General features: G+C 64.0%; 25 protein-coding genes. 19 read left to right on the plus strand and 6 right to left on the minus strand.

The features are described 5' to 3' along the window. Positions 1-44: 44 nt before the first annotated feature. From AAC640_RS14265 to queE, 16 genes are all read left to right on the plus strand, one after another. Positions 45-944, plus strand: coding sequence for a flagellar motor switch protein FliM (locus AAC640_RS14265; RefSeq protein WP_340267394.1), 900 nt, complete (start codon positions 45-47; stop codon positions 942-944). Further along, positions 941-1279 carry a flagellar motor switch protein FliN gene (gene fliN, locus AAC640_RS14270; protein ID WP_340267396.1) on the plus strand — a complete coding sequence of 113 codons (339 nt, stop codon included), beginning with the start codon at positions 941-943 and terminating at the stop codon, positions 1277-1279. The genes AAC640_RS14265 and fliN overlap by 4 nt, the downstream gene beginning before the upstream one ends. An 86-nt stretch (positions 1280-1365) precedes the next feature. Then, complete coding sequence (locus AAC640_RS14275; protein WP_340267398.1) at positions 1366-1629, plus strand: FliO/MopB family protein; 264 nt, start codon at positions 1366-1368, stop codon at positions 1627-1629. Then, on the plus strand, positions 1610-2422 hold the full coding sequence (gene fliP, locus AAC640_RS14280) for a flagellar type III secretion system pore protein FliP (RefSeq protein WP_340267456.1): 813 nt from the start codon (positions 1610-1612) through the stop codon (positions 2420-2422). The genes AAC640_RS14275 and fliP overlap by 20 nt, the downstream gene beginning before the upstream one ends. A 121-nt stretch (positions 2423-2543) precedes the next feature. Then, a complete protein-coding gene (gene fliQ / locus AAC640_RS14285) occupies positions 2544-2816 on the plus strand; it encodes a flagellar biosynthesis protein FliQ (protein ID WP_340267401.1) in 273 nt (90 codons plus the stop codon). Then, positions 2813-3595 carry a flagellar biosynthetic protein FliR gene (gene fliR, locus AAC640_RS14290; protein ID WP_340267403.1) on the plus strand — a complete coding sequence of 261 codons (783 nt, stop codon included), beginning with the start codon at positions 2813-2815 and terminating at the stop codon, positions 3593-3595. Before fliQ ends, fliR begins: the two co-directional genes overlap by 4 nt. A gap of 3 nt (positions 3596-3598) precedes the next feature. Beyond that, on the plus strand, positions 3599-4735 hold the full coding sequence (gene flhB / locus AAC640_RS14295) for a flagellar type III secretion system protein FlhB (protein WP_340267405.1): 1137 nt from the start codon (positions 3599-3601) through the stop codon (positions 4733-4735). A gap of 90 nt (positions 4736-4825) precedes the next feature. Continuing rightward, positions 4826-5281, plus strand: a complete 456-nt coding sequence (locus AAC640_RS14300; RefSeq protein ID WP_340267407.1) for a hypothetical protein — start codon at positions 4826-4828, stop codon at positions 5279-5281. Between the two features lie 120 nt (positions 5282-5401). Then, a complete protein-coding gene (gene fliD / locus AAC640_RS14305; protein ID WP_340267409.1) occupies positions 5402-6808 on the plus strand; it encodes a flagellar filament capping protein FliD in 1407 nt (468 codons plus the stop codon). Positions 6809-6826: 18 nt separating this feature from the next. Continuing rightward, entirely contained in the window at positions 6827-7222 is a 396-nt protein-coding gene (locus AAC640_RS14310; protein WP_340267411.1) for a flagellar export chaperone FliS, read from the plus strand. Positions 7223-7378: 156 nt separating this feature from the next. Then, positions 7379-8572 (plus strand): aspartate aminotransferase family protein, encoded by a 1194-nt coding sequence (locus AAC640_RS14315; protein WP_340267413.1) that lies wholly within the window; start codon positions 7379-7381, stop codon positions 8570-8572. Between the two features lie 123 nt (positions 8573-8695). Beyond that, positions 8696-9625 carry an ornithine carbamoyltransferase gene (gene argF / locus AAC640_RS14320; RefSeq protein WP_340267415.1) on the plus strand — a complete coding sequence of 310 codons (930 nt, stop codon included), beginning with the start codon at positions 8696-8698 and terminating at the stop codon, positions 9623-9625. Between the two features lie 202 nt (positions 9626-9827). Further along, the gene (gene hslO / locus AAC640_RS14325; protein ID WP_340267417.1) at positions 9828-10736 is read left to right on the plus strand and encodes an Hsp33 family molecular chaperone HslO; all 909 of its coding nucleotides are present in this window, start codon (positions 9828-9830) and stop codon (positions 10734-10736) included. 150 nt (positions 10737-10886) lie between these two features. Then, positions 10887-11294: a DUF3617 domain-containing protein gene (locus AAC640_RS14330; RefSeq protein WP_340267418.1), complete on the plus strand. Its 408-nt coding sequence runs from the start codon at positions 10887-10889 to the stop codon at positions 11292-11294. 47 nt (positions 11295-11341) lie between these two features. After that, entirely contained in the window at positions 11342-12046 is a 705-nt protein-coding gene (queC, locus tag AAC640_RS14335; RefSeq protein WP_340267419.1) for a 7-cyano-7-deazaguanine synthase QueC, read from the plus strand. Further along, positions 12043-12690 (plus strand): 7-carboxy-7-deazaguanine synthase, encoded by a 648-nt coding sequence (gene queE, locus AAC640_RS14340; RefSeq protein WP_340267420.1) that lies wholly within the window; start codon positions 12043-12045, stop codon positions 12688-12690. Before queC ends, queE begins: the two co-directional genes overlap by 4 nt. Before the next feature lie 75 nt (positions 12691-12765). Here the strand turns inward: queE and AAC640_RS14345 are convergent, their stop codons facing one another. The 3 genes from AAC640_RS14345 to lipB all read right to left on the minus strand — a co-directional run bounded on the left by AAC640_RS14345 (position 12766) and on the right by lipB (position 14651). Then, on the minus strand, positions 12766-13452 hold the full coding sequence (locus tag AAC640_RS14345; RefSeq protein ID WP_340267421.1) for a hypothetical protein: 687 nt from the start codon (positions 13450-13452) through the stop codon (positions 12766-12768). Positions 13453-13565: 113 nt separating this feature from the next. After that, the gene (locus AAC640_RS14350; RefSeq protein ID WP_340267422.1) at positions 13566-13877 is read right to left on the minus strand and encodes a hypothetical protein; all 312 of its coding nucleotides are present in this window, start codon (positions 13875-13877) and stop codon (positions 13566-13568) included. A 60-nt stretch (positions 13878-13937) separates the two neighbouring features. After that, positions 13938-14651, minus strand: coding sequence for a lipoyl(octanoyl) transferase LipB (gene lipB / locus AAC640_RS14355; RefSeq protein WP_340267423.1), 714 nt, complete (start codon positions 14649-14651; stop codon positions 13938-13940). Between the two features lie 73 nt (positions 14652-14724). Between lipB and AAC640_RS14360 the strand changes: the two genes are divergently transcribed. Beyond that, positions 14725-15513, plus strand: coding sequence for a hypothetical protein (locus AAC640_RS14360; protein ID WP_340267424.1), 789 nt, complete (start codon positions 14725-14727; stop codon positions 15511-15513). Here AAC640_RS14360 and AAC640_RS14365 read toward each other — a convergent pair. From AAC640_RS14365 to AAC640_RS14375, 3 genes are read right to left on the minus strand one after another with little or no spacing between them, the layout of a single operon-like run. Then, on the minus strand, positions 15495-16094 hold the full coding sequence (locus AAC640_RS14365) for a GNAT family N-acetyltransferase (RefSeq protein ID WP_340267425.1): 600 nt from the start codon (positions 16092-16094) through the stop codon (positions 15495-15497). The genes AAC640_RS14360 and AAC640_RS14365 overlap by 19 nt on opposite strands. A 5-nt stretch (positions 16095-16099) precedes the next feature. Continuing rightward, the gene (gene hemF, locus AAC640_RS14370; RefSeq protein ID WP_340267426.1) at positions 16100-16951 is read right to left on the minus strand and encodes an oxygen-dependent coproporphyrinogen oxidase; all 852 of its coding nucleotides are present in this window, start codon (positions 16949-16951) and stop codon (positions 16100-16102) included. Positions 16952-16964: 13 nt separating this feature from the next. Next, the gene (locus AAC640_RS14375; protein ID WP_340267428.1) at positions 16965-17423 is read right to left on the minus strand and encodes a tRNA (cytidine(34)-2'-O)-methyltransferase; all 459 of its coding nucleotides are present in this window, start codon (positions 17421-17423) and stop codon (positions 16965-16967) included. 211 nt (positions 17424-17634) lie between these two features. On the opposite strand from AAC640_RS14375, the gene petA reads away from it, so the two are divergent. Continuing rightward, positions 17635-18201, plus strand: coding sequence for a ubiquinol-cytochrome c reductase iron-sulfur subunit (gene petA, locus AAC640_RS14380; protein WP_340267430.1), 567 nt, complete (start codon positions 17635-17637; stop codon positions 18199-18201). An 11-nt stretch (positions 18202-18212) separates the two neighbouring features. Then, on the plus strand, positions 18213-19532 hold the full coding sequence (locus AAC640_RS14385) for a cytochrome b (RefSeq protein ID WP_340267432.1): 1320 nt from the start codon (positions 18213-18215) through the stop codon (positions 19530-19532). Positions 19533-19545 lie beyond the last annotated feature (13 nt).

Genomic DNA, 19545 nt, shown 5'->3' on the forward strand with positions numbered 1-19545 from the left:
GAACGGTCGGGAAGTCCCCTGATCCGCTAGGGCAGGGGACTAACATGGACGATGTTCAGACCTACGCCTTCGGGCGGGGGGAATCGCAGACACCGCAAATGCTTTCGGGGCTGGACCGGCTGGGCGAAAAGCTCGGCCGGCGTTTGCGCGCTCTCATCGAACCGATGACCGGCTCGCGGCCCCACATCGCGGCGCTCGACGCGCAACTGCTGGATTTCGCCGCCTGGTCGGCCGGGGTGCCCGCCTTTTCCAGCATCGGGGTCTATCGCGTCGCACCTTTGAAGGGGCAGATGCTGCTGCGTCTGGACGCAGTGATGATCTCGACGCTGGTCGATTGCTTCTATGGCGGGATAGGCAATCGCCCGCTCAGTCAGCGCGGTGAATTCACGCCGACCGAGGACCGCCTGATAAGCCGCATCTCCGAGGGCGTGATCGCGCGCATGGTCGAATGCTGGAGCGATATCCTGACCATTGATGCCGGCCTGATCGTCCGTGAAACCGGCATCGGCTTCGCCTCGGCGGCCCAGCCCGGCGAACAGATGGTGCTGCAACGCTTCATGGTCGGCATTACCCGCGGCCAGGAATGGCCGATCGACCTGCTCTTTCCGCTCTCCTCCCTGCGGGCTGTAGAGCCGCTCATGGGCGCCAAGGCCCCTGTGGATGAAGAACGGGTCGATCCGGTCTGGCAGGCCTGCATCGCCCATCGCATGCGCGACATCCGCCTGCCCGCCCGCACCGTGCTGGCGCGGCCCAATCTTTCGCTCGCCGACCTTATGCAATTGAAGGCCGGCGACATCATTCCCGTCACCATCAGCCGCAGCCTGCCGCTGATCGTCGGCGATCGCATCGTGGCGCATGGGTCGATCGGCGACCAGGACGGCCGCGCCGCCTTCCAGATCGAAAAGCTTGCAAGCCAACAACCTATTTGGGGACCCGAACAATGAGCGACATGAGCGAAGCGCCGCGTATCGACGGCATGGGCGACGGCAGCTTGAGCCGCATGGTCAGCAACCCGCAATTCCGGCTGCTGGCCGACATTCCGGTGCGCATGTCGGTGGAGGTGGGCTCCACCTCGCTACGCCTCGCCGAGGTCATGGACCTGGCCGAAGGCAGCATCGTCGAACTCGACCGCCAGGCCGACGACCTGCTCGACATCATGGTCAACGGCGCCCTGATCGCCAAGGGCGAAGTGGTGACGGTGAACGGGCGCTACGGCATCCGCATCGTGGAAATCGCCGCGACCGAAAGCCGCCTGGCGGGGGTGAAGCGGCGCGGCTGATCGCGCGCCTCACGCTTTTCCCTTGCCGTGCGCCGGTCTTTCTGATTCGGATGGCGAATTAACCATCTTTCGCGGGCCTCATTCCGATGTTCTGGTACTTCGTTAAATTGCTGATCCTGCTACCGCTCGTGGGCGGTATGGCCTTTGGCGCACTGTGGCTGTGGCGCAAATATCAGCCCGGCATGATCGGCGGCCAGGACGGGCGGTCGCTCAAGATGCTGGAGGCGCTGCCGCTCGGCACCTTCGGCAAGCTCGCCGTGGTCGAGTTCGAGGGCAAGAAGATCCTGCTGTCGGTCACGCGGGGGCGTATCGAGAAGATCGCGGAAGGTGATCCTTACCGTGCGCGGTAAGGCGCTGCTGATCGGTGGCATTGCCCTCGGCCTCGGCGCACTGTTGCTGGCTGAACCGGCGCTGGCGCAGACGGTCGCGCAGGCGGCGCCCGCCGCCCCTTCGCCTGTGGACAATGGCGGCGCACTGACCCGCGCGATGGGTGCCATCTCCGGTGACGGGCGCCCGCTTTCGCTGTCGCTTCAAATCCTGGTCCTGATGAGCCTGCTGACGGTGCTGCCGTCGCTGATCCTCATGATGACCAGCTTTACCCGCATCATCATCGTGCTGTCCCTGCTGCGTCAGGCGCTGGGCCTACAGCAGACGCCGCCCAACCAGGTGCTGGTCGGCCTGTCGCTGTTCCTGTCGCTGTTCGTGATGCGGCCGGCCATCGATCAGATCAATGCGCAGGCTTTCGATCCCTATGGCAAGGGCCAGATTCCGATCGAGGAGGCGGTCGGCCGGTCGGCCAAGGTGCTGCACGGCTTCATGAGCAAGCAGACGCGCGAGACCGACCTCAAGCTCTTCGCCAATCTCGCCAAGGCGCCCGCCTTCCGCACGCCCGCCGACATCCCCTTCACGATCCTGCTGCCGGCTTTCGTCACCAGCGAACTCAAGACCGCGTTCCAGATCGGCTTCATGATCTTCCTGCCCTTCCTCATCATCGATCTGGTGGTGGCATCGACGCTGATGGCGCTGGGCATGATGATGCTGTCGCCGACCATCATTTCCATGCCGTTCAAGCTGCTGCTGTTCGTGCTGGTGGACGGCTGGGCGCTGACGATGGGCAGTTTGGCGGGTTCGTTCGCGACGTGACTTCGCTCGCTCAGGCATCCTCCGTTCGGTTCGAGCTTGTCGGGAACCGCTCTCGACGAGCCTGTCCGGCTATGGTCGAGGCTATTCGAAGCGAACGGGTGGAAGGTGAGGGGGCGTAGTCATGGACAATGCCGACTTCTTCATGGGCCTGGCCCAGCAGGCGCTGTGGATCACCGCGCTGGCCGCCGCGCCCATCCTGATCCCCGCGCTGATCGCCGGCGTCCTCATCGGCATGGTGCAGGCCGCGACCTCGATCAACGAACAGACGCTGTCCTTCATCCCCAAGATCATCGTAGTCGGCGCTGTGCTCGTGTTGTTCGGCGGATCGATCATGGTGCTGATCGCGGATTTCACGCGCGAGATTTTCGAGCGCATTCCGGACCTGCTGCAATGATCGCACCCGGTTTCGCTCATATCGAAACCCAGCTGTGGATCTGGCTGATCGCGATGATCCGGCCCGGCGCCGCCTTTGTCGCCGCGCCCGTTTTCGGTGCGCCCTCCGTGCCGCTGCCGTTGCGCTTCATCCTGGCGCTGGCGCTCGGCATGGCCGCGCTCAACAGCGTGACCATCCAGCTGCCCCATGACGGCGTTGCCAGCTTCGAAGGCGTGATGCTGGTCGCGGGGGAGGTTCTCGCCGGTCTTGCCATCGGCTTTGCGGTGCAGATCGGCTACGCCGCCGCCTTTGTCGCGGGGGAAACGATCGGCAACACGATGGGCCTCAACTTCGCCGCCATGGTCGACCCTTCATCGGGCCAGGCGACGCAGGCAGTCGGCACCTTCCTCTCCATCCTCGCCACCTTCCTGCTGCTGGGCATGGACGGGCACCTGTTGCTCGTCAGCTTCGTGGTGCAAAGCTATCAGGCGTTGCCGCCTGGCGGCCCGATGCTGAGCAACGACGCGGTCTGGCACATCGTCCAGTTCGGCGGATCGCTGTTGGGCGCGGGCGTCACAGTTGCTTTGCCGGTCGCCTTCGCGCTGGTGCTGGTGCAGATCATCATGGGCATGCTGGCCCGCAGTGCGCCGTCGCTGAACCTGTTCGCGGTCGGCATGCCCGTCGCCGTCATGACGGGGCTCGTACTGCTCGCGATCGCCGCGCCCGTCATGGGCGAGGGGCTGACTGCTGCGCTGCGGGCCGGGCTCGACCAAGCCCGTTCCATTGCGGAAGGGCGCTGATCCATGTCGGGCAGCAATGGCGGCGGCGAAAAGACCGAAAAGCCGACCCAGAAGAAATTGGAGGACGCCGCCCAGAAGGGCGACATCCTCCAATCCAAGGAACTGGCTACAGCGCTGGTCGTGATGGCCGGTGTCGGCTGGATCGCGGTGACGGGGCCATCGCTTGTCGAATCGCTGTCAGAGATGCTGGTGGAGGCGCTGCGCTTCCGACGCGAGGACATCGTCGATTTCGCACCGGCGGCGCGCGGCTATGACCTTCTCGCCGGCATCGCTCTGCCGGTCGCGGGTATCCTGCTCGCCACCACGCTGGCGGCAATCGCCGGACCGGCGCTGCTGGGTTCGCTCGGCTTCCGTCCGGGCGCCTTCTCGCCCAAGGCTTCGAAGCTCAATCCTGCCGCCGGGCTCAAGCGGATGTTTGGGCCGCAGGGATGGATCGAACTGGCCAAATCGATTGCCAAGGTCGCTCTGCTGGGATCGATCGGCGTGTGGCTGATCTGGGATCGCCTGACCGCCATCGTCGGCCTGGGCAAATCCGGCCTCGCCCCAGCCATGTCGGACCTTGGCAACATGTTCATCATGACCTGCCTCATCATGGCCGGCGGCCTGTTCCTGATCGCTGGCATCGACGTGCCCGCGCAGATCATGCAGCGATCAAAGCGCCTCTCCATGTCGAAGCAGGAGATCAAGGACGAGAACAAGGAGAGCGAAGGCTCGCCCGAACTCAAGGGCCAAATCCGCCGCCGCCAGTTCGAGGTGCTGAGCGGATCGGCCCGCAAGGCGGTATCCGAAGCCAGCGTCATCATCACCAACCCGACCCATTTCGCCGTCGCGTTGCGTTACAAGCCGGGGCAGGATGCAGCGCCCGTCGTCGTGGCGCGCGGCTGCGATGCGATCGCCGCCGCCATTCGCGAGCTTGCCGACCAGAATGGCGTCACCGTCCTGCAATATCCTGAACTCGCGCGCGCCATCTACTTCACCTCGCGTGCGGGGCAGATCGTCAATGAGGGGCTGTATATGGCGGTGGCGACCGTGCTGGCCTTCGTCTTCCGGGTGGAAAACCGCCTGGCAAGCGAGATGGACCGGCCGTTTATCAGCGTACCGGACGACCTGCGCTTCGACGCGGACGGCAAAAGGGGCTGATGGATACCGCAAAAAAATTTGCATGGTGAACTAAAGTTTAGCCTTGAATGGCCGTAAACTCTTCATGGGGACGCATTAGGATGGTGCGTCATGAACGAATATCTTTCGCGGAACGACTTATCACAGGTTGATCGGGTCATCCCCCGGGCCGCCGGGGCAGTCTCTGCGGTCCAGCCGGTGTCGCCGCAGCAGGGGGCCGAGCAGCGTGGCGGAGCCTCCAGGGAGGGAGCGGTCGCCAACGCCTTGTCCGAGGACGATCTGGCCAGCGCCGCCGAATATGCCAAGGTGCATGCGAAGGTCGCCGACATCCTTGCTGAACTGCGCTCGTCCGCCAGCACGACCAGCGTCGATGGCGCGGAGGCGGCTATCCAGTCGACGCTGCCGGCCCCACTCATTCTGGTGCCGCTGCCTCCAGCATCCAAGGAAGCGGTCGAAAGCGCCGTGGAACTGGGAAAGCGGATCGCCGAACAGGCGAGCTATGCCCATGCCGCCCAGGCGCATGTGAAGCGTGGTACGGTGGACCAGATTCTGTCGACCCAGGCCTAGGGCAGCGCCCTTCATCTGCCTTCGGCCGGATGCTTTCTGTCGCGCCGGATCTCCTTAACCACGAAATCATTCCTAAAGGTCTTCGCCCTAGAGCCGTTCTGAGCCCTGAAAGGACGGACGATGACGACCTCGGTAAGCAGCAACATCTTGACCGCGCTGGGCGCCGGATCCGGGATCGACACCGCGTCGCTCGTGACGAGCCTTGTGGCGGCCACGCGCGATCCCAAGCAGAAGGTCATCACTGACCGTCAGACCACCAATAATGCGCGGATTTCGGCCCTGGCCTCAGCGACCAGTTCGCTCGACACGTTCGCGGACGCCTTGAAGAGCCTGCTTGCGGGCACCGGCTATGCCGGCACGCCTGGTTCCAACGACCCAAGCATAGTGGCGGTCAGCACGTTGCCGGGCGGCGTGCCCAAGCTGCCGGCCCAGATCGAGGTGCAGCAGCTTGCCTCGGCCCAGACGATCGCCTCGACTCCCGCGGCGGGAGCAACGGCGTCGACTTCGGTCGGTGCCGGCACCTTTGCGCTGACGGTGGGCACCAATGCCCCGGTGACCGTCACGCTCACGGCGCCCAGCACCAGCTATGCGGACCTCGCGGCGGCGATCAACGCGACGGGCAGCGGCGTCAGCGCCAGTGTCATCACCGACAACCAGGGCACGCGCCTCGTCATGAAGGGGGCGACCGGGGAAGCCAACAGCTTCACCTTCACGCAGACATCCGGCGATCCCTCGCTCGCGGCCTTCACCTGGGACGGCACGTCTGGCGGGATGGGCCGCCAGACCCAGGCGAAGGACTCGATCATCCTGCTGGACGGGGTGGAGCAGCATTATTCGACAAATACGATCGACACCGCCATCGCGAACCTGCGCATCGACCTCAACAAGGCTGCACCGGGGAGCGAGGTGACGCTGGCGACGACCCAACCCACCACGTCGATGCGCGATCTGATGGTCGAGTTCGTCGACGCCTACAATACGTTGATGAAGGCGCTGAACACCGCGACCGCGAAGGGCGCGGATCCCTCCAGCGCCGGCGTGCTGAACGGAGAGTCGTCGATCCGCGACATGCAACGCCAGCTGTCTATGTTGACCTCCACGCCACTGGCGACCACGGGAAGCTATACCACGCTGGCGTCGATCGGCGTCGCGACGAACCGCGACGGCACATTGAAGCTGGACACGGACGCGCTGGACAAGGCGATCGCCGCCGACCCGAGCGGCATCACCCAGATGCTCAATCCGACGGTGAAGTCGGCCGCCAATCCGGGCCTTGCAGGTGTGATGTCCGATGTGCGCGACAAGATCGAGCAGAAGGACGGCGCACTCGCCTCCGCCAAGGCCAGATATGATGCGCTCGCCAAGAATCTTTCGGATCAGCTGGACAAGCTGAACGATCAGATGACGGATTATCAAGCGCAGCTGAGCAAGGTCTATGACGCGATGGGCACTCGCCTTGCCGCGATGAAGGCGACGCAGAGCTATCTTGAGCAACAGGTCGCCATGTGGACCAAGAGCAATAATTGATAATAGGGGTCAGATAAGATGTTCTACTCTCAGGGCTATGCCGGCGCGAACGCGGCCCGGCGCTATGCGGCGGTCCATACCGGCAGCCGGATCGAGGGCGCGACGCCCCATGCACTGGTCAAGATATTGTTCGATGAACTGCTGATCGCGCTGGAAGCGACCGCGCTTGCCGAACGGAACGACGATCGGCTCAAGGTTTCGGACAAGCAGGCTCGCGCCATGTCGATCCTGATTGCGCTCGAATCCAGCCTCGACTTTGACAAGGGCGGCGATATCGCCACGGGCCTCGCCCGCATCTACCGCGAGGCGCGCCGCCTGCTGTTGCTGAGCGCCAAGGAGCGCGATTCCGAGCCGGTCGAACAGGCCCGCGACATCATCGCGGAAATTGCCGAAGCCTGGGGCCAGATCGTATAAGGCGGACGCTCGATGCGCGCGGGTCGACCCGTTCGCATCGGGGTTGCGCCCCCGGATTGGCGCTAGTATAGGCGAACCTCGCGTGAGGGCGGCCCGGCGGGGGCCGCCTTTTTGCGTTTCGGACTTTTTTCATCAGCCCAGCGAAGGGAGGGCCTCATGTCGATTACGCCGCTCATGCCCGTTTACCCCCGGTGCGATGTTCGCCCGGTTCGAGGCGAGGGCTGCTATCTGATCGGCGAGCGCGGCGAGCGGTATCTCGACTTTGCGAGCGGCATCGCGGTCAATATCCTGGGGCATGGTCATCCGACGCTGGTGAAGGCCATCGCGGACCAGGCAGCGACTCTGATGCACACCTCCAATCTCTACGGCATGCCGCTCGGCGAGACGTTCGCGCAGCGGCTGGTCGACACGACCTTCGCCGATACCGTGTTCTTCACCAATTCGGGCGCCGAGGCGGTCGAATGCGCGATCAAGACCGCGCGCCGCTACCATTACGCCAATGGCGAGGCGCATCGGCACAAGATTGTCACGTTCGACAATGCGTTTCATGGCCGCACGCTCGGCACGATCTCAGCGACCAGCCAACCCAAGATGCGCGACGGCTTCGAACCGCTGCTGCCGGGCTTCAATGTCGTGCCGTTCAACGACCTGGCTGCCGCGACCGCCGCGGTCGATGATGATACCGCTGCGATCATGCTGGAGCCGGTGCAGGGAGAGGGGGGGGTCACCCCGGCCACGCAGGCGTTCCTGTCCGGCCTGCGCAAGCTGTGCGACGACCGGGGGCTACTGCTGATCCTGGACGAAGTGCAGTGCGGCTATGCGCGCACCGGCACCTTCTTCGCCCATGAGCAATATGGGATGAAGCCTGATATCATGGCCGTCGCCAAGGGTATCGGCGCCGGTTTTCCGCTCGGCGCCTGCCTTGCGACGGAGGAAGCGGCCAAGGGCATGGTGTTCGGCACCCACGGGTCGACCTATGGCGGCAATCCCCTCGCCATGGCGGTCGGCCTGGCGGTACTCGACGAAGTGCTGGCGGAGGGATTCCTCGATCATGTGAAGGCGATGGGCGCGCGCTTGCGGTCCGCGCTGGAGCAACTCATACCCAATTACGACATGTTCGAAGATGTTCGTGGCATGGGGCTGATGCTGGGCGTCAAGCTGAAGGACAACGTCGACGCACGCGGCTTCGTGGCGCATCTCCGCGACCATCACGGGCTGCTCACCGTATCGGCGGGCCAGAATGTCGTGCGCATCCTGCCGCCCCTCGTCATCGAGGAGAGCCATGTTGCCGAATGTATCGAGAGGATGTCGGCCGGTGCGCGCAGCTTTGCGGAGGCCGCTGCCGCTTAACCCAGTTAGCAGAACTCTTCCGTTCCGGTTCGAGCAGCTTCGAGCGAAGCCGAGGAGCGTTGGTCGAGAACAGGTCTCGACAAGCTCGAACCGAACGGAGGTGGGAACTTTAGAAGGATTCCCATGAGCAGACATTTCATCAATCTGTCGGACGCCGGCGGCGATGCCCTTGCCGCGATGATCGCGGACGCCATCGACCGCAAGGCCGCGCGCCAGGATTTCCCCAAAGGAAAGGCGGACAGCGACGCGCCGCTTGCCGGCCACACGCTGGCGATGATTTTCGAGAAGAATTCGACCCGCACGCGCGTCAGTTTCGACATGGCGATCCGCCAGCTGGGCGGAACCTCGCTGATCCTCGATGGCGCGACCAGCCAGCTTGGTCGCGGCGAAACCGTGGCGGATACCGCCCGCGTGCTCAGCCGCATGGCCGACATGATCATGATCCGCACCGACGATCATGCGAAGATCGAGGAAATGGCGCATCACGCGACCGTTCCTGTGATCAACGGCCTCACCGACCTGTCGCATCCCTGCCAGATCGTCGCCGACCTGCTGACCGTCGTCGAACATGGCGTGGCGTTGCCCGGCAGCCAGTGGGCCTGGCTGGGTGACGGCAACAATGTGCTGCATTCGATCGTGGAGGCCGCCGGCCTGTTCAGGTTCGACGTGCGGATCGGCGTACCCCAGGGCTATGAACCGGATTCGAGCTTTACCCGCCAGGCGCAGGCCGCCGGCGCGCGCATTTCGCTGACCCGCGATCCGGTCGAGGCCGTCAGGGACGCTGATGTAGTCGTTACCGACACATGGATTTCCATGGGACAGGCCCATGCCGAAGAAAAGCTGGCGGCAATGATGCCCTATCAGGTGACCGCGGCGCTGATGGCGCAGGCGAAGGCGGGCGCGAAGTTCCTCCATTGCCTGCCCGCCCATCGCGGCGAGGAAGTCGTGACAGAAGTGATCGACGGCCCGCAGTCGCTGATCTGGGACGAGGCGGAAAATCGCATTCATGCGCAGAAGTCGGTGCTGCTATGGGCTGCAGGGCGGCTTGGTTGAGTTTGTGACGGGGCATCCTATCTAGACGACGTTCGTTCGGGAGGTTGCCCCTGTCACTGCCTGATCGCCATCAGCTCTCATCGCGCATGGCGCACGGAGACGCTCGGGCGTGATGCAGAACCTCGCTCAGTTCGGCGCTGACCGGGAAGAAACTGAACCGTTGGAATTTCATCGCCCGCCCAGCGGGATACGGAGCCTCGCTTTGACCTCATCTGCCACCATCGACCAGGCCCAGGGCTTTACCATCCCGTCCCGAAACGCGCGCGGCCGCATCCTGCGCCTTGGTCCGGTGCTCGACAATGTGCTGGCCGCGCACAGCTATCCCCCGGCGGTCGAGCGGCTGCTGGCCTCCGCGCTGGTGCTGGCGGCGCTGCTCGGCAGCACGCTCAAGGATGACGGCGGGCAGCTGACCCTGCAGGCGCAGACCGAACATGGCGTCGTCAGCCTGCTCGTTGCCGACTACAAGGACGGCGAAGTGCGCGGCTATGCGAAGTTCGATGCCGACCGGCTGGCGGAACTTGGCCCTGATCCGACGCTGTTCGGCCTGTTTGGCAAAGGTTATCTCGCCATCACCTTCGACCAGGCGGTCACCGGCGAGCGGTATCAGGGCATCGTGCCGCTGGAAGGCGATTCGCTTGCGAGCGCCGCGGAACATTATTTCTTCCAGTCCGAACAGATTCCCAGCATCATCCGCATCGCCACCCGCCACGATGCCGGCAAGGGCTGCCTCGCTTCCGGCATGCTGCTCCAGCATCTCCCCGAAGGCGAGGTCGGCCGCGACCGGCTGCACACGCGCCATGATCATCCCGAATGGGAACATGTACGCGCGCTTGCCGTGACATTGCGGGACGATGAACTGACGGACGAGAGCCTGCCGCTCACCGATATCGTCTGGCGTCTGTTCCACGAGGAAGAGGTGATACGGGTGACCCAGCCTGTGGCCCTTTCCAAGGGCTGCCGGTGCGAGCTGACCCATATTCGCGGCGTGCTCGGTCGTTTTTCTCCCGAAGACCGCGCCGAAATGGCCGATGACCATGGCATCATCGGCGTTGACTGCGCCTTCTGTTCCCGGCTCTTTCCGGTTTCGCTGGACAGTTTCGCGCAAGACTGACACGAATTCCTGGCGATTGTGGAGGCATCGGCGCGCATGCGGGGGCTTGCGTTGTGGTGTCGCCGCGTTCGGGGTGCGGAACGTCATGGTCAGAACGGCCACGCATTCCGGCTCTCGCTTGCGAGGCCGCAGGGCAATAGGGGGCGATCGATGACGACAGGTCTGCGCTTCGTGGGCGGGGTAGCTGCGATGCTGATCGCTGCCTCACCCACTTTGGCCTTTGGGCCGTCCGGTCGGCTCAAGGGACTGGAACCGGGTGAATGGGAACTGCGGGAGCGCGGCGAAGACGGCGCGGGTGTGCGGCCGCGTCGTCTGTGCCTCACCGATCTGCGCCAGCTCATCCAGATTCGCCATTCCGGGCACAATTGCAGGCGACTGACCGTCGATGAGACAACCAGCCGGATCGCTGTCAGCTATGATTGTGCGGGAGCGGGCGGCGGCCGCACCGACTTGCGTATCGAAACATCGCGGCTGGTGCAGATCCGTTCGCAGGGAGTCGTGGGCGGTGCGCCTTTTTCCTTCATGATGGAAGGCCGCCGGATCGGCGCCTGCCGCTGACGCGGTCCCCGCTTGCGCGGCGGACCTCCGAGGGCTAGCGCGGAGCGATGGTTGCCAAAAATGGAAAATTCGCCGTCGTCCTGCTTTCCGGCGGGCTTGATTCAATGGTCGCGGGCGGGCTGGCGCGGGAGGCAGGCTATCATGTGCTGGCGCTCACCGTTGACTATAACCAGCGTCATCGTGTTGAGTTGCGCGCCGCTGCACGGATTGCGGCGGCGCTCAATGCCATGCGCCACATCGTCCTGCCGCTCGATCTCGCGGCTTTTGGAGGGTCGGCCCTGACGACCGACATGGCCGTGCCCAAGAGCGGCCTCGGGCACGGCATTCCCGTCACCTATGTTCCCGCGCGGAACGCGATCTTCCTGTCGCTCACGCTTGGTCTCGCCGAGGTGTCGGGGGCGAATGACATCTATATCGGTGTCAATGCACTCGATTATTCAGGCTATCCCGACTGCCGCCCGGAATTCATCGACGCTTTTCAGAAGATGGCGACGCTCGCGACCAAGGCAGGGGTGGAGGGGCTCCCGATTCGCATCAACGCGCCGCTCCAGCATATGAGCAAGGCGGACATCGTGCGTGAGGCGCATCGGCTGGGTCTGGACGCCGGCATGAGCTGGTCCTGCTACGATCCGGCACCTGATGGTAGCCATTGCGGCCTGTGCGACAGCTGCCGCTTACGCGCCAAGGGGTTCGAGGAGGCGGGCCTGCCCGACCCGACCCGCTACGCCGCCAAGCCCCACGTCGTGCCGTGACCTACGCCGTCAAGGAAATGTTCCTGACGCTCCAGGGGGAGGGCGTGCATAGCGGCCGCCGCGCGGTATTCCTGCGATTTGCCGGCTGCAATCTGTGGACGGGACGGGAAGAAGACCGGCGCAAGGCGGTGTGCCAGTTCTGCGACACGGATTTTGTTGGAACCGATGGGGACGGGGGAGGCAAATTTGTCGACGCGACGAGCCTCGCCAACGCGGCGCTCGCCTTCTGGGGAGAGGGGCGGGAGGGCCGCTATATCGTCCTTACCGGCGGTGAGCCGATGTTGCAGATCGACGACGCCCTTATCGACGCCCTTCACGCGCGCGGCTTTACCATCGCGATCGAAAGCAACGGCACCATAGCTGCCCATCCGGGCATTGACTGGGTCTGCATCAGCCCGAAGGCGGGCAGCGATGTCGTCCAGCGCAGTGGCCATGAGTTGAAGCTGGTCTGGCCGCAGCCGGGTGCCGGCCACAGCCTTGCCGAAGTCGAGGCAATGGAGGGCTGGGCCTTCGATCACCACCTTGTCCAGCCGCTCGACAGCGTGGAGGCGGCGGCAAACATGAAGGCGGCGGTCGATCTGGTGATGGCGAGGCCCAGCTGGCGACTGAGCCTCCAGTCGCACAAATATCTGGGGTTGCGCTGACCCTGCCGTTACCCGAGTGTGGCGACACTCCGTCCCCGTCCTGCGGGAACGGGGAATTGACCTGAACGGCGAGATTTAGCCTCCCACCTTATGCTCATAGGCCACCTGGCATTCCGGCCGCAGCTTCGTATTCTTCCAGCATTTGGGGTCCAACGAGGGCAGGGTCAGCGAATAGCTGCGCCCCGGATCGCCGTAAAATTGCTCGCCAGCCAGCACCAGCGACTTCTTGATGGCGCCCAAGCCATTACGTGCCACTTCATGCAGGTTGCCGCGGTTGGCGAAGATCGCCTGCCGCCCGACCAGCGCCGCCGCCTGACAGAAACCGCGTTGCGCCTGGACAGTCGAATAGCCCGAATAGATGCGTGTGCCATACTGATCGGCGGCAGCCTGTCCGGCCTTGCCCTTGCCCACGGTGCGCTGGAAATAGCCGAGCAGGCCGGCCTGCGCCGCGTCCAGTTCCGCGTCATGATGCGCGATCATCGCATTATAGTTGCTGATCGACAGCAGCGTCGGTTCGAACTGGCACTGAAGCGCCGCGACGTTGAGCGCCGCGCGCAGGTTCCACACAAGGCCCGCACGTATTTCCTCCGCCGTCGCGCCGGGCAGGCCGAGCGCCGTTGCGGCCTGCGCATCGGTAAGCGGGGGGGTGGAAAAATCTGGCGGCGACCAGAAGAATTGCGCGGCGGCCGGCTGCGCGATCGTTGGCGCAACCGCCAGCGTCAGTGCAGAGCAAATCCGGCGCAATGTGGAAATGGATGTCATGACTTCCCCTTTTTGGCCCTTGTCGATCGACAAGCCGAACGATCGTCCGTCGCCATTTTTCAGAATTCTGGTGAACCTGCCCGTCTGTATCGCGGCTTAACGTGCTGTTCCAGCTATTGATCCGACAAGACTTCGGCGTCGCCCTGGGCGGCGGCATTACCTGCGGGCTCGGTCCTGTTCGCGGGTGCCGACGCGATCGCCCCCGCACTGTTGCCCGCCGCGCTCATGCCAGGAACGGCGGGCGCGGGCGCTTCGCTCTGCACGCCGTCCAGATCGGTCATGGCATCCGTCGTGGTGCCGTCGACGACCTCCAGATCCTTCATCTGGACCGCGCTGCCGCCCTGCTCCTTCTTGCCACAGGCGCTGGCGCCCAGGCAGCCGGCGATAGCCAATGCGGTGCAGATCATCCGTGTGTCCAGGCGCATCCTGGTCTCCTTGAAGCAATCGAGCGCCTGGCAGCCCCCCGCCCGGCGAAAGCGCAGACCCTAGCTGCCGGCCTCGCATTGCTCAACCCCCGGGGCGCAGCGCCCCAATCGGCTGAGAAATGCCGGGAAATGCGCCTTGAGCGCAGCATCAAGCGCGGGCATGGACGCGGCCTTGCCAAGCGCGGCAATGCTGGTGACGGGATATTCGGCAAGGCCGCAAGGCACGATGCCACCAAAATGGGACAGGTCGGGGTCGACGTTGATCGAAAATCCGTGCAGCGTGATCCAGCGCCGCACCCTTATGCCGAGCGCGCCGATCTTCGCCTCGCGTCCGTCAAGGTCGTCGGTCCAGATGCCGATGCGTCCTTCCGCTCGCCGCGCCGCGACGCCGAGGTCGCCGAGCGCGTCGATCATCCAGCCTTCCAGATGATGGACGAAGTTGCGCACATCCTTGCCGCGCCGCCGCAGGTCGATGTTGAGATAGCCGATCCGCTGCCCCGGCCCATGGTAGGTATAACGTCCGCCACGTCCCGCATCATGGACCGGAAAGCGCGGGTCGATCAGTTCGGCGGGGTTGGCGCTGGTTCCTGCGGTGTAGAGCGGCGGATGTTCCAGCAGCCAGACCCGCTCGCGCTCTTCGCCCTCGAAGATCGCCGCCGCCCGCGCCTCCATATCGGCGAGCGCCGTGGGATAGGCGACCGGATCGTCGCCGAAACGCCACTCCACCTTTTCGGAGCTGGCGACAGCGGCGAACGGAGAGGGAACTGGCGACATGGCGTTTCCTTGACTTGGGCGAGGGGAGCGATCAAGTCTCCTCTTCATTCCCATCAGTTATGAAGGCGTAGATATGACGACGATGTCGATTGGCAAGGCATGGGAAGAGACGGTCGCTTTCGTCGCGCGCGAACGCAGCCTGCTGTTTCCCGTCGCCTTGCTGTTCGTCGCCCTTCCTGGCCTCGTCCTTCAGGAGATGACGCCTCCCGAACTCGCCGGCTGGAAGATGAACGGCGCATCCATGCCCACGGTGCCGGTCAGCTTTGCGCTTGCGATGCTGATCGGCGTCATCGTCATCTGGTTCGGATCGCTGACCCTATTCGCGCTCGCTTTGCGCCCGGGAATCAGTGTCGCTGAAGCCTTGCGGCTCAGCATGACGCGTCTGCCGGTGCTGCTGGGCACCGCCATGATCGTCGCCGGCGGGTTGCTGGCCGTGCTGGTCGTGGTGATGATCGTCGTCGTCGCCTTCTCGCTGGTGGCAAAGCCCATCGGCGCGGCGCTTGCCATGCTGCTGGCGATAGGCGTGGGCGCTGGCACGATCTACGGCAGCGTGCGACTATTGCTGCTCAATCCGGTGGTGATCGACGGTAATGAAGGGGTGATGGCCTCGCTGCGCCATGGCTGGATGTTGACGCGCGGGCATTTCTGGCGGCTGTTCGGCTTCATCATGGTTCTAACTCTGCTGTCGGCGATCATTGGCGCGGCGGCGCAGGCGGTGTTCGGCGTCCTGGGCACGCTGATTGGCGGCGCTGACGGAGGCCGGCTGACGGGCGGCGTCGCGGCTGCCGCCGTGTCGACTGCGGTGCAGGTCTACATGCTCGTCATGCTCGCCCGCCTCTATCGTCAGGCGGAGGGAGCCTGACCCAAAAAGGGGACATGGGGCGCCGCGTCGCGGCTCAACAGGCCGGCAAGGCGCGGGTCGGCGAATATCTCGACTTCCCGCGCGAACGGCACGAAGCCTGACGCGATATAGAAGGGCAGGGCAGCCGGGCTGTCCAGCGTGCAGCTATGCACCCACAGGCGCGTGACGTCCTTCCGCCAGGCGAGGGATTTGACCTGCGCCATCAGCCATTTGCCAAGCCCCTTGCCGGTAAGGCCTCGCACAAGACCCAGGAAGGCGATTTCGCAGTCGGGCAGGGCGCGGAAATCCAGCTCCAGCAGCCCCACTTCCGTTCCGCGCGGGTCGGTCACGGCGTAGATTTCGACCGCCGGATCCTGGATGATGGCGGCGAGTTCCGTGTCACTCATCACCAGCCGGGAAAACCACAGCCATGGTTCGCCAACACGGCGGAACAGCGTGCGATAGGCCTGGGGCGCGGGGGTCTTCCATGGCACCAGCCGCAGCGGCGCGGGGGGAACGGGCGCCGGGCGGGGGCGCGTGCGCATCTCCAGATGCGTGACCACCGTCGCGATCTGGTCGTCAGGAACGGGCGTCAGCGCCATTTGGCTCAGCTCCAGGTCGCCATCGGCGGCAGGCTCATTAAGATGGCCTCGATATTGCCGCCGGTTTTCAGGCCGAACAGCGTGCCGCGATCATGCACCAGGTTGAATTCGGCATAGCGACCGCGCCATTCGAGCATCCGCGCAAAGTCTTCGTCCGACCAGCTTTCGTCCATTCGCCGCCGCACGATCGGTGGGAAGGCCTTGAGGAAGGCTTCGCCCACGTCGCGGGTAAAGGCGAAATTCGCGTCGAAATCCCCTTCCAGATGATCGTAGAAGATGCCGCCCACGCCGCGATGCACGCCGCGATGGGGGATGAAGAAATATTCGTCGGCCCATTGTTTGAAGCGTGGATAATAATCGGGGTCGTGCGCGTCGCAGGCTGCCTTGAACGCTGCGTGGAAAGCGGCCGTATCCTCCGGCCGGGGCAGGGGCGGATTGAGGTCCGCGCCGCCGCCGAACCAGCTTTTCGACGTGACCAGATAGCGCGTGTTCATGTGGACGGCGGGCACATGCGGGTTCGCCATGTGCGCGACCAGGCTGATCCCCGTGGCGAAGAAGTCGGGATTTTCCTCTGCCCCGTGGATCGTCCTGGCAAATTCCGGGGCGAATTCCCCGGCCACGGTCGATACGTTGACGCCGACCTTCTCGAACACCTTGCCCTTCATCACGCCGCGCACGCCGCCCCCGCCTTGTCCCGGCGCCAGGCCGGGCGCTTCCCGGTCCCAGGGCGTATAGACGAATGCAGCGTCGCCGCCCGCCTCGCGTTCGATCGCTTCGAATTCGGCGCAGATGCGCGTCCGCAGCGATTCGAACCACTCGCGAGCCGCTTGTTGCTGCGGATTGAGAGCCAAGCTCATGATGAAAACCCTGTCATTGAGGAAACTGCCCGGTCTGGCGGAGAACTTCGGCAACGGCGATGCCCGTCGACACGGCGATGTTCAGCGACCGGAAGCCGGCAGCCATGGGGATTCGTACCCTGAGATCGGCCAGGTCGCGCACCTCGTCGGGCACGCCCGCGCTTTCCGACCCCATCAGCAGCACATCGTCTGCCTGGAAGAGAACCTCGGGAAGCGGCACGGAGGCATGGCTGCTCATCAGCACCAGACGACGACCCTGCGCGCGCCTCACCGCGTCAAACTGATGGAAATTGGCATGGCGGGTCACATCGGCCGCCGCGCCATAGTCCATGGCGGCACGCTTCAATCGAGCGTCGGAAAAGGCGAATCCCATCGGCATGATGATGTCCACAGGGACGGAGAAACAGGCGGCAAGGCGCAATATGGCGCCGACATTCCCCGCGATCTCGGGTTGGTAAAGAGCGATACGCATGCCCTGCCCATAATGCAGCAAGGCAAATTGTCATAGGCATCGGCAAATTGCTGTTGGCAAAGGCCGCGTCCTGGGTCTATCAGGCCGGGCGAACCACGCCAGGGGGAAGGCGGGGCCCATCTTCCGTGGGCGCCTCAAATCTCCTGATAAATCAGGGTCGGAAACGGCCATGGGGCGGGTAACAGGGACGTCTTTGCAAGGGTTGAGGTGCATGGCGAGCGTTGAACATACGGACGGCCAGGGTCTATCCGGCGGAGATGGAGTGCGTCGTCGCGACTTCATCAACATCGCCGCAGTCAGCTTTGCGGGGGTCGGCGCCGTCGCCGTCGTCATCCCGCTCGTCGATCAGATGAACCCCAGCGCGGACGTGCTGGCGCTCGCCTCGACCGAGGTCGACCTGTCGGCGATCAAGCCTGGCCAGGCGATCAAGACGACCTTCCGGTCGCAGCCGCTGTTTGTCCGGCACCTGACCGACAAGGAAATCGCTGAAGCCGACAAGGTCGATGTGTCCACCCTGCGTGATCCGCAGACGCTGGAACAGCGGACGGTCGACGGCAAGAAGCAGTGGCTGATAACGATGGGCGTTTGCACCCATCTTGGCTGCGTGCCGCTGGGCGCGGGCGAGGGAGAGAATCGGGGCGAGTTCGGCGGCTATTTCTGCCCCTGCCACGGTTCGACCTATGACACGGCCGCCCGCATCCGAAAGGGGCCTGCCCCCAAGAACCTGGAAGTGCCGAAGTACAGCTTCACTTCCGACACCGCCATTCTTGTAGGCTGAGGTAAGAAACGATGAGCTTTCCCTGGGCTGAGCATTATACTCCCAAGCATCCGCTGACGCAGTGGATCGACGAGAAGCTGCCGCTTCCGCGCCTCGTCTACAATGCGGTTGGCGCTGGCTACCCGGTGCCGCGCAACCTCAATTACTTCTGGAACTTCGGCGTTCTGGCGGGCCTGGCGCTCATGATCCAGATCGTCACCGGTGTGATCATGGCGATGCATTATGGCGCCAACACGCAGGTCGCCTTCGCCACGGTCGAACAGACCATGCGTGACGTGAATGCGGGCTGGCTGATGCGCTATGCGCACGCGACCGGCGCCAGCTTCTTCTTCATCGTCGTCTATCTCCACATCTTCCGCGGCCTTTTCTACGGTTCCTACAAGGCACCCCGTGAAATGGTGTGGCTGCTCGGCCTTGTCATCTTCCTCCTGATGATGGCGACCGCCTTCATGGGCTATGTTCTGCCCTGGGGGCAGATGAGCTACTGGGGTGCGAAGGTCATCACCGGCCTGTTCAGCGCCATTCCCGTGGTGGGTCAGCCGATCCAGACCTGGCTTCTGGGTGGCTTCGCTCCGGGCAATGCCTCGCTCAACCGCTTCTTCTCGCTTCACTTCCTTCTGCCCTTCGTGATCGCAGCGGTGGTGATCCTGCATATCTGGGCGCTGCACATTCCGGGGTCGTCGAATCCCACCGGCGTGGAAGTGAAGGGTCCGCAGGATACCGTGCCTTTCCACCCCTATTATACGGCGAAGGACGGTTTTGGAGCTGGCGTGTTCCTGATCCTCTTCGCGATCATGCTGTTCTTCGCGCCGAATTATCTGGGGCACCCGGATAATTATATTGAGGCGAACCCGCTTTCGACGCCCGCGCACATTGTGCCTGAATGGTATTTCTGGCCCTTCTATGCGATTCTGCGCGCGTTCACGGTGGACTTCTTCTTCGTTCCGGCGAAGCTGCTGGGCGTGCTGGCGATGTTCAGCGCGATCCTGCTGCTCTTCTTTCTGCCCTGGCTCGACACGTCGCCGGTGCGTTCGGGCAATTATCGCCCGACCTTCAAGAAGTTCTTCTGGATCCTCGTGATCGACGTGCTGATCCTGGGCTATTGCGGCGGTGCGCCGGCGGAAGAGCCTTATGTGATGATCTCGCAGGTGGCCGGCGCTTATTATTTCGCGCACTTCCTGATCATCCTGCCGCTGATCTCGCGCTTCGAACGGCCGCTGCCGCTGCCCGGCTCGATCACGGAATCGGTGCTCAATCGCTATAACATCCAGGGCGAACAGGATGCGCTTCCCGGCATGGGCGCGGATCCGCAGCCGTCGAACGCCGGCTAAAAGGGGACAAGAT

Origin of the sequence: Sphingobium mellinum, from assembly GCF_037860795.1 — a bacterium.
Lineage (GTDB): Bacteria > Pseudomonadota > Alphaproteobacteria > Sphingomonadales > Sphingomonadaceae > Sphingobium > Sphingobium mellinum.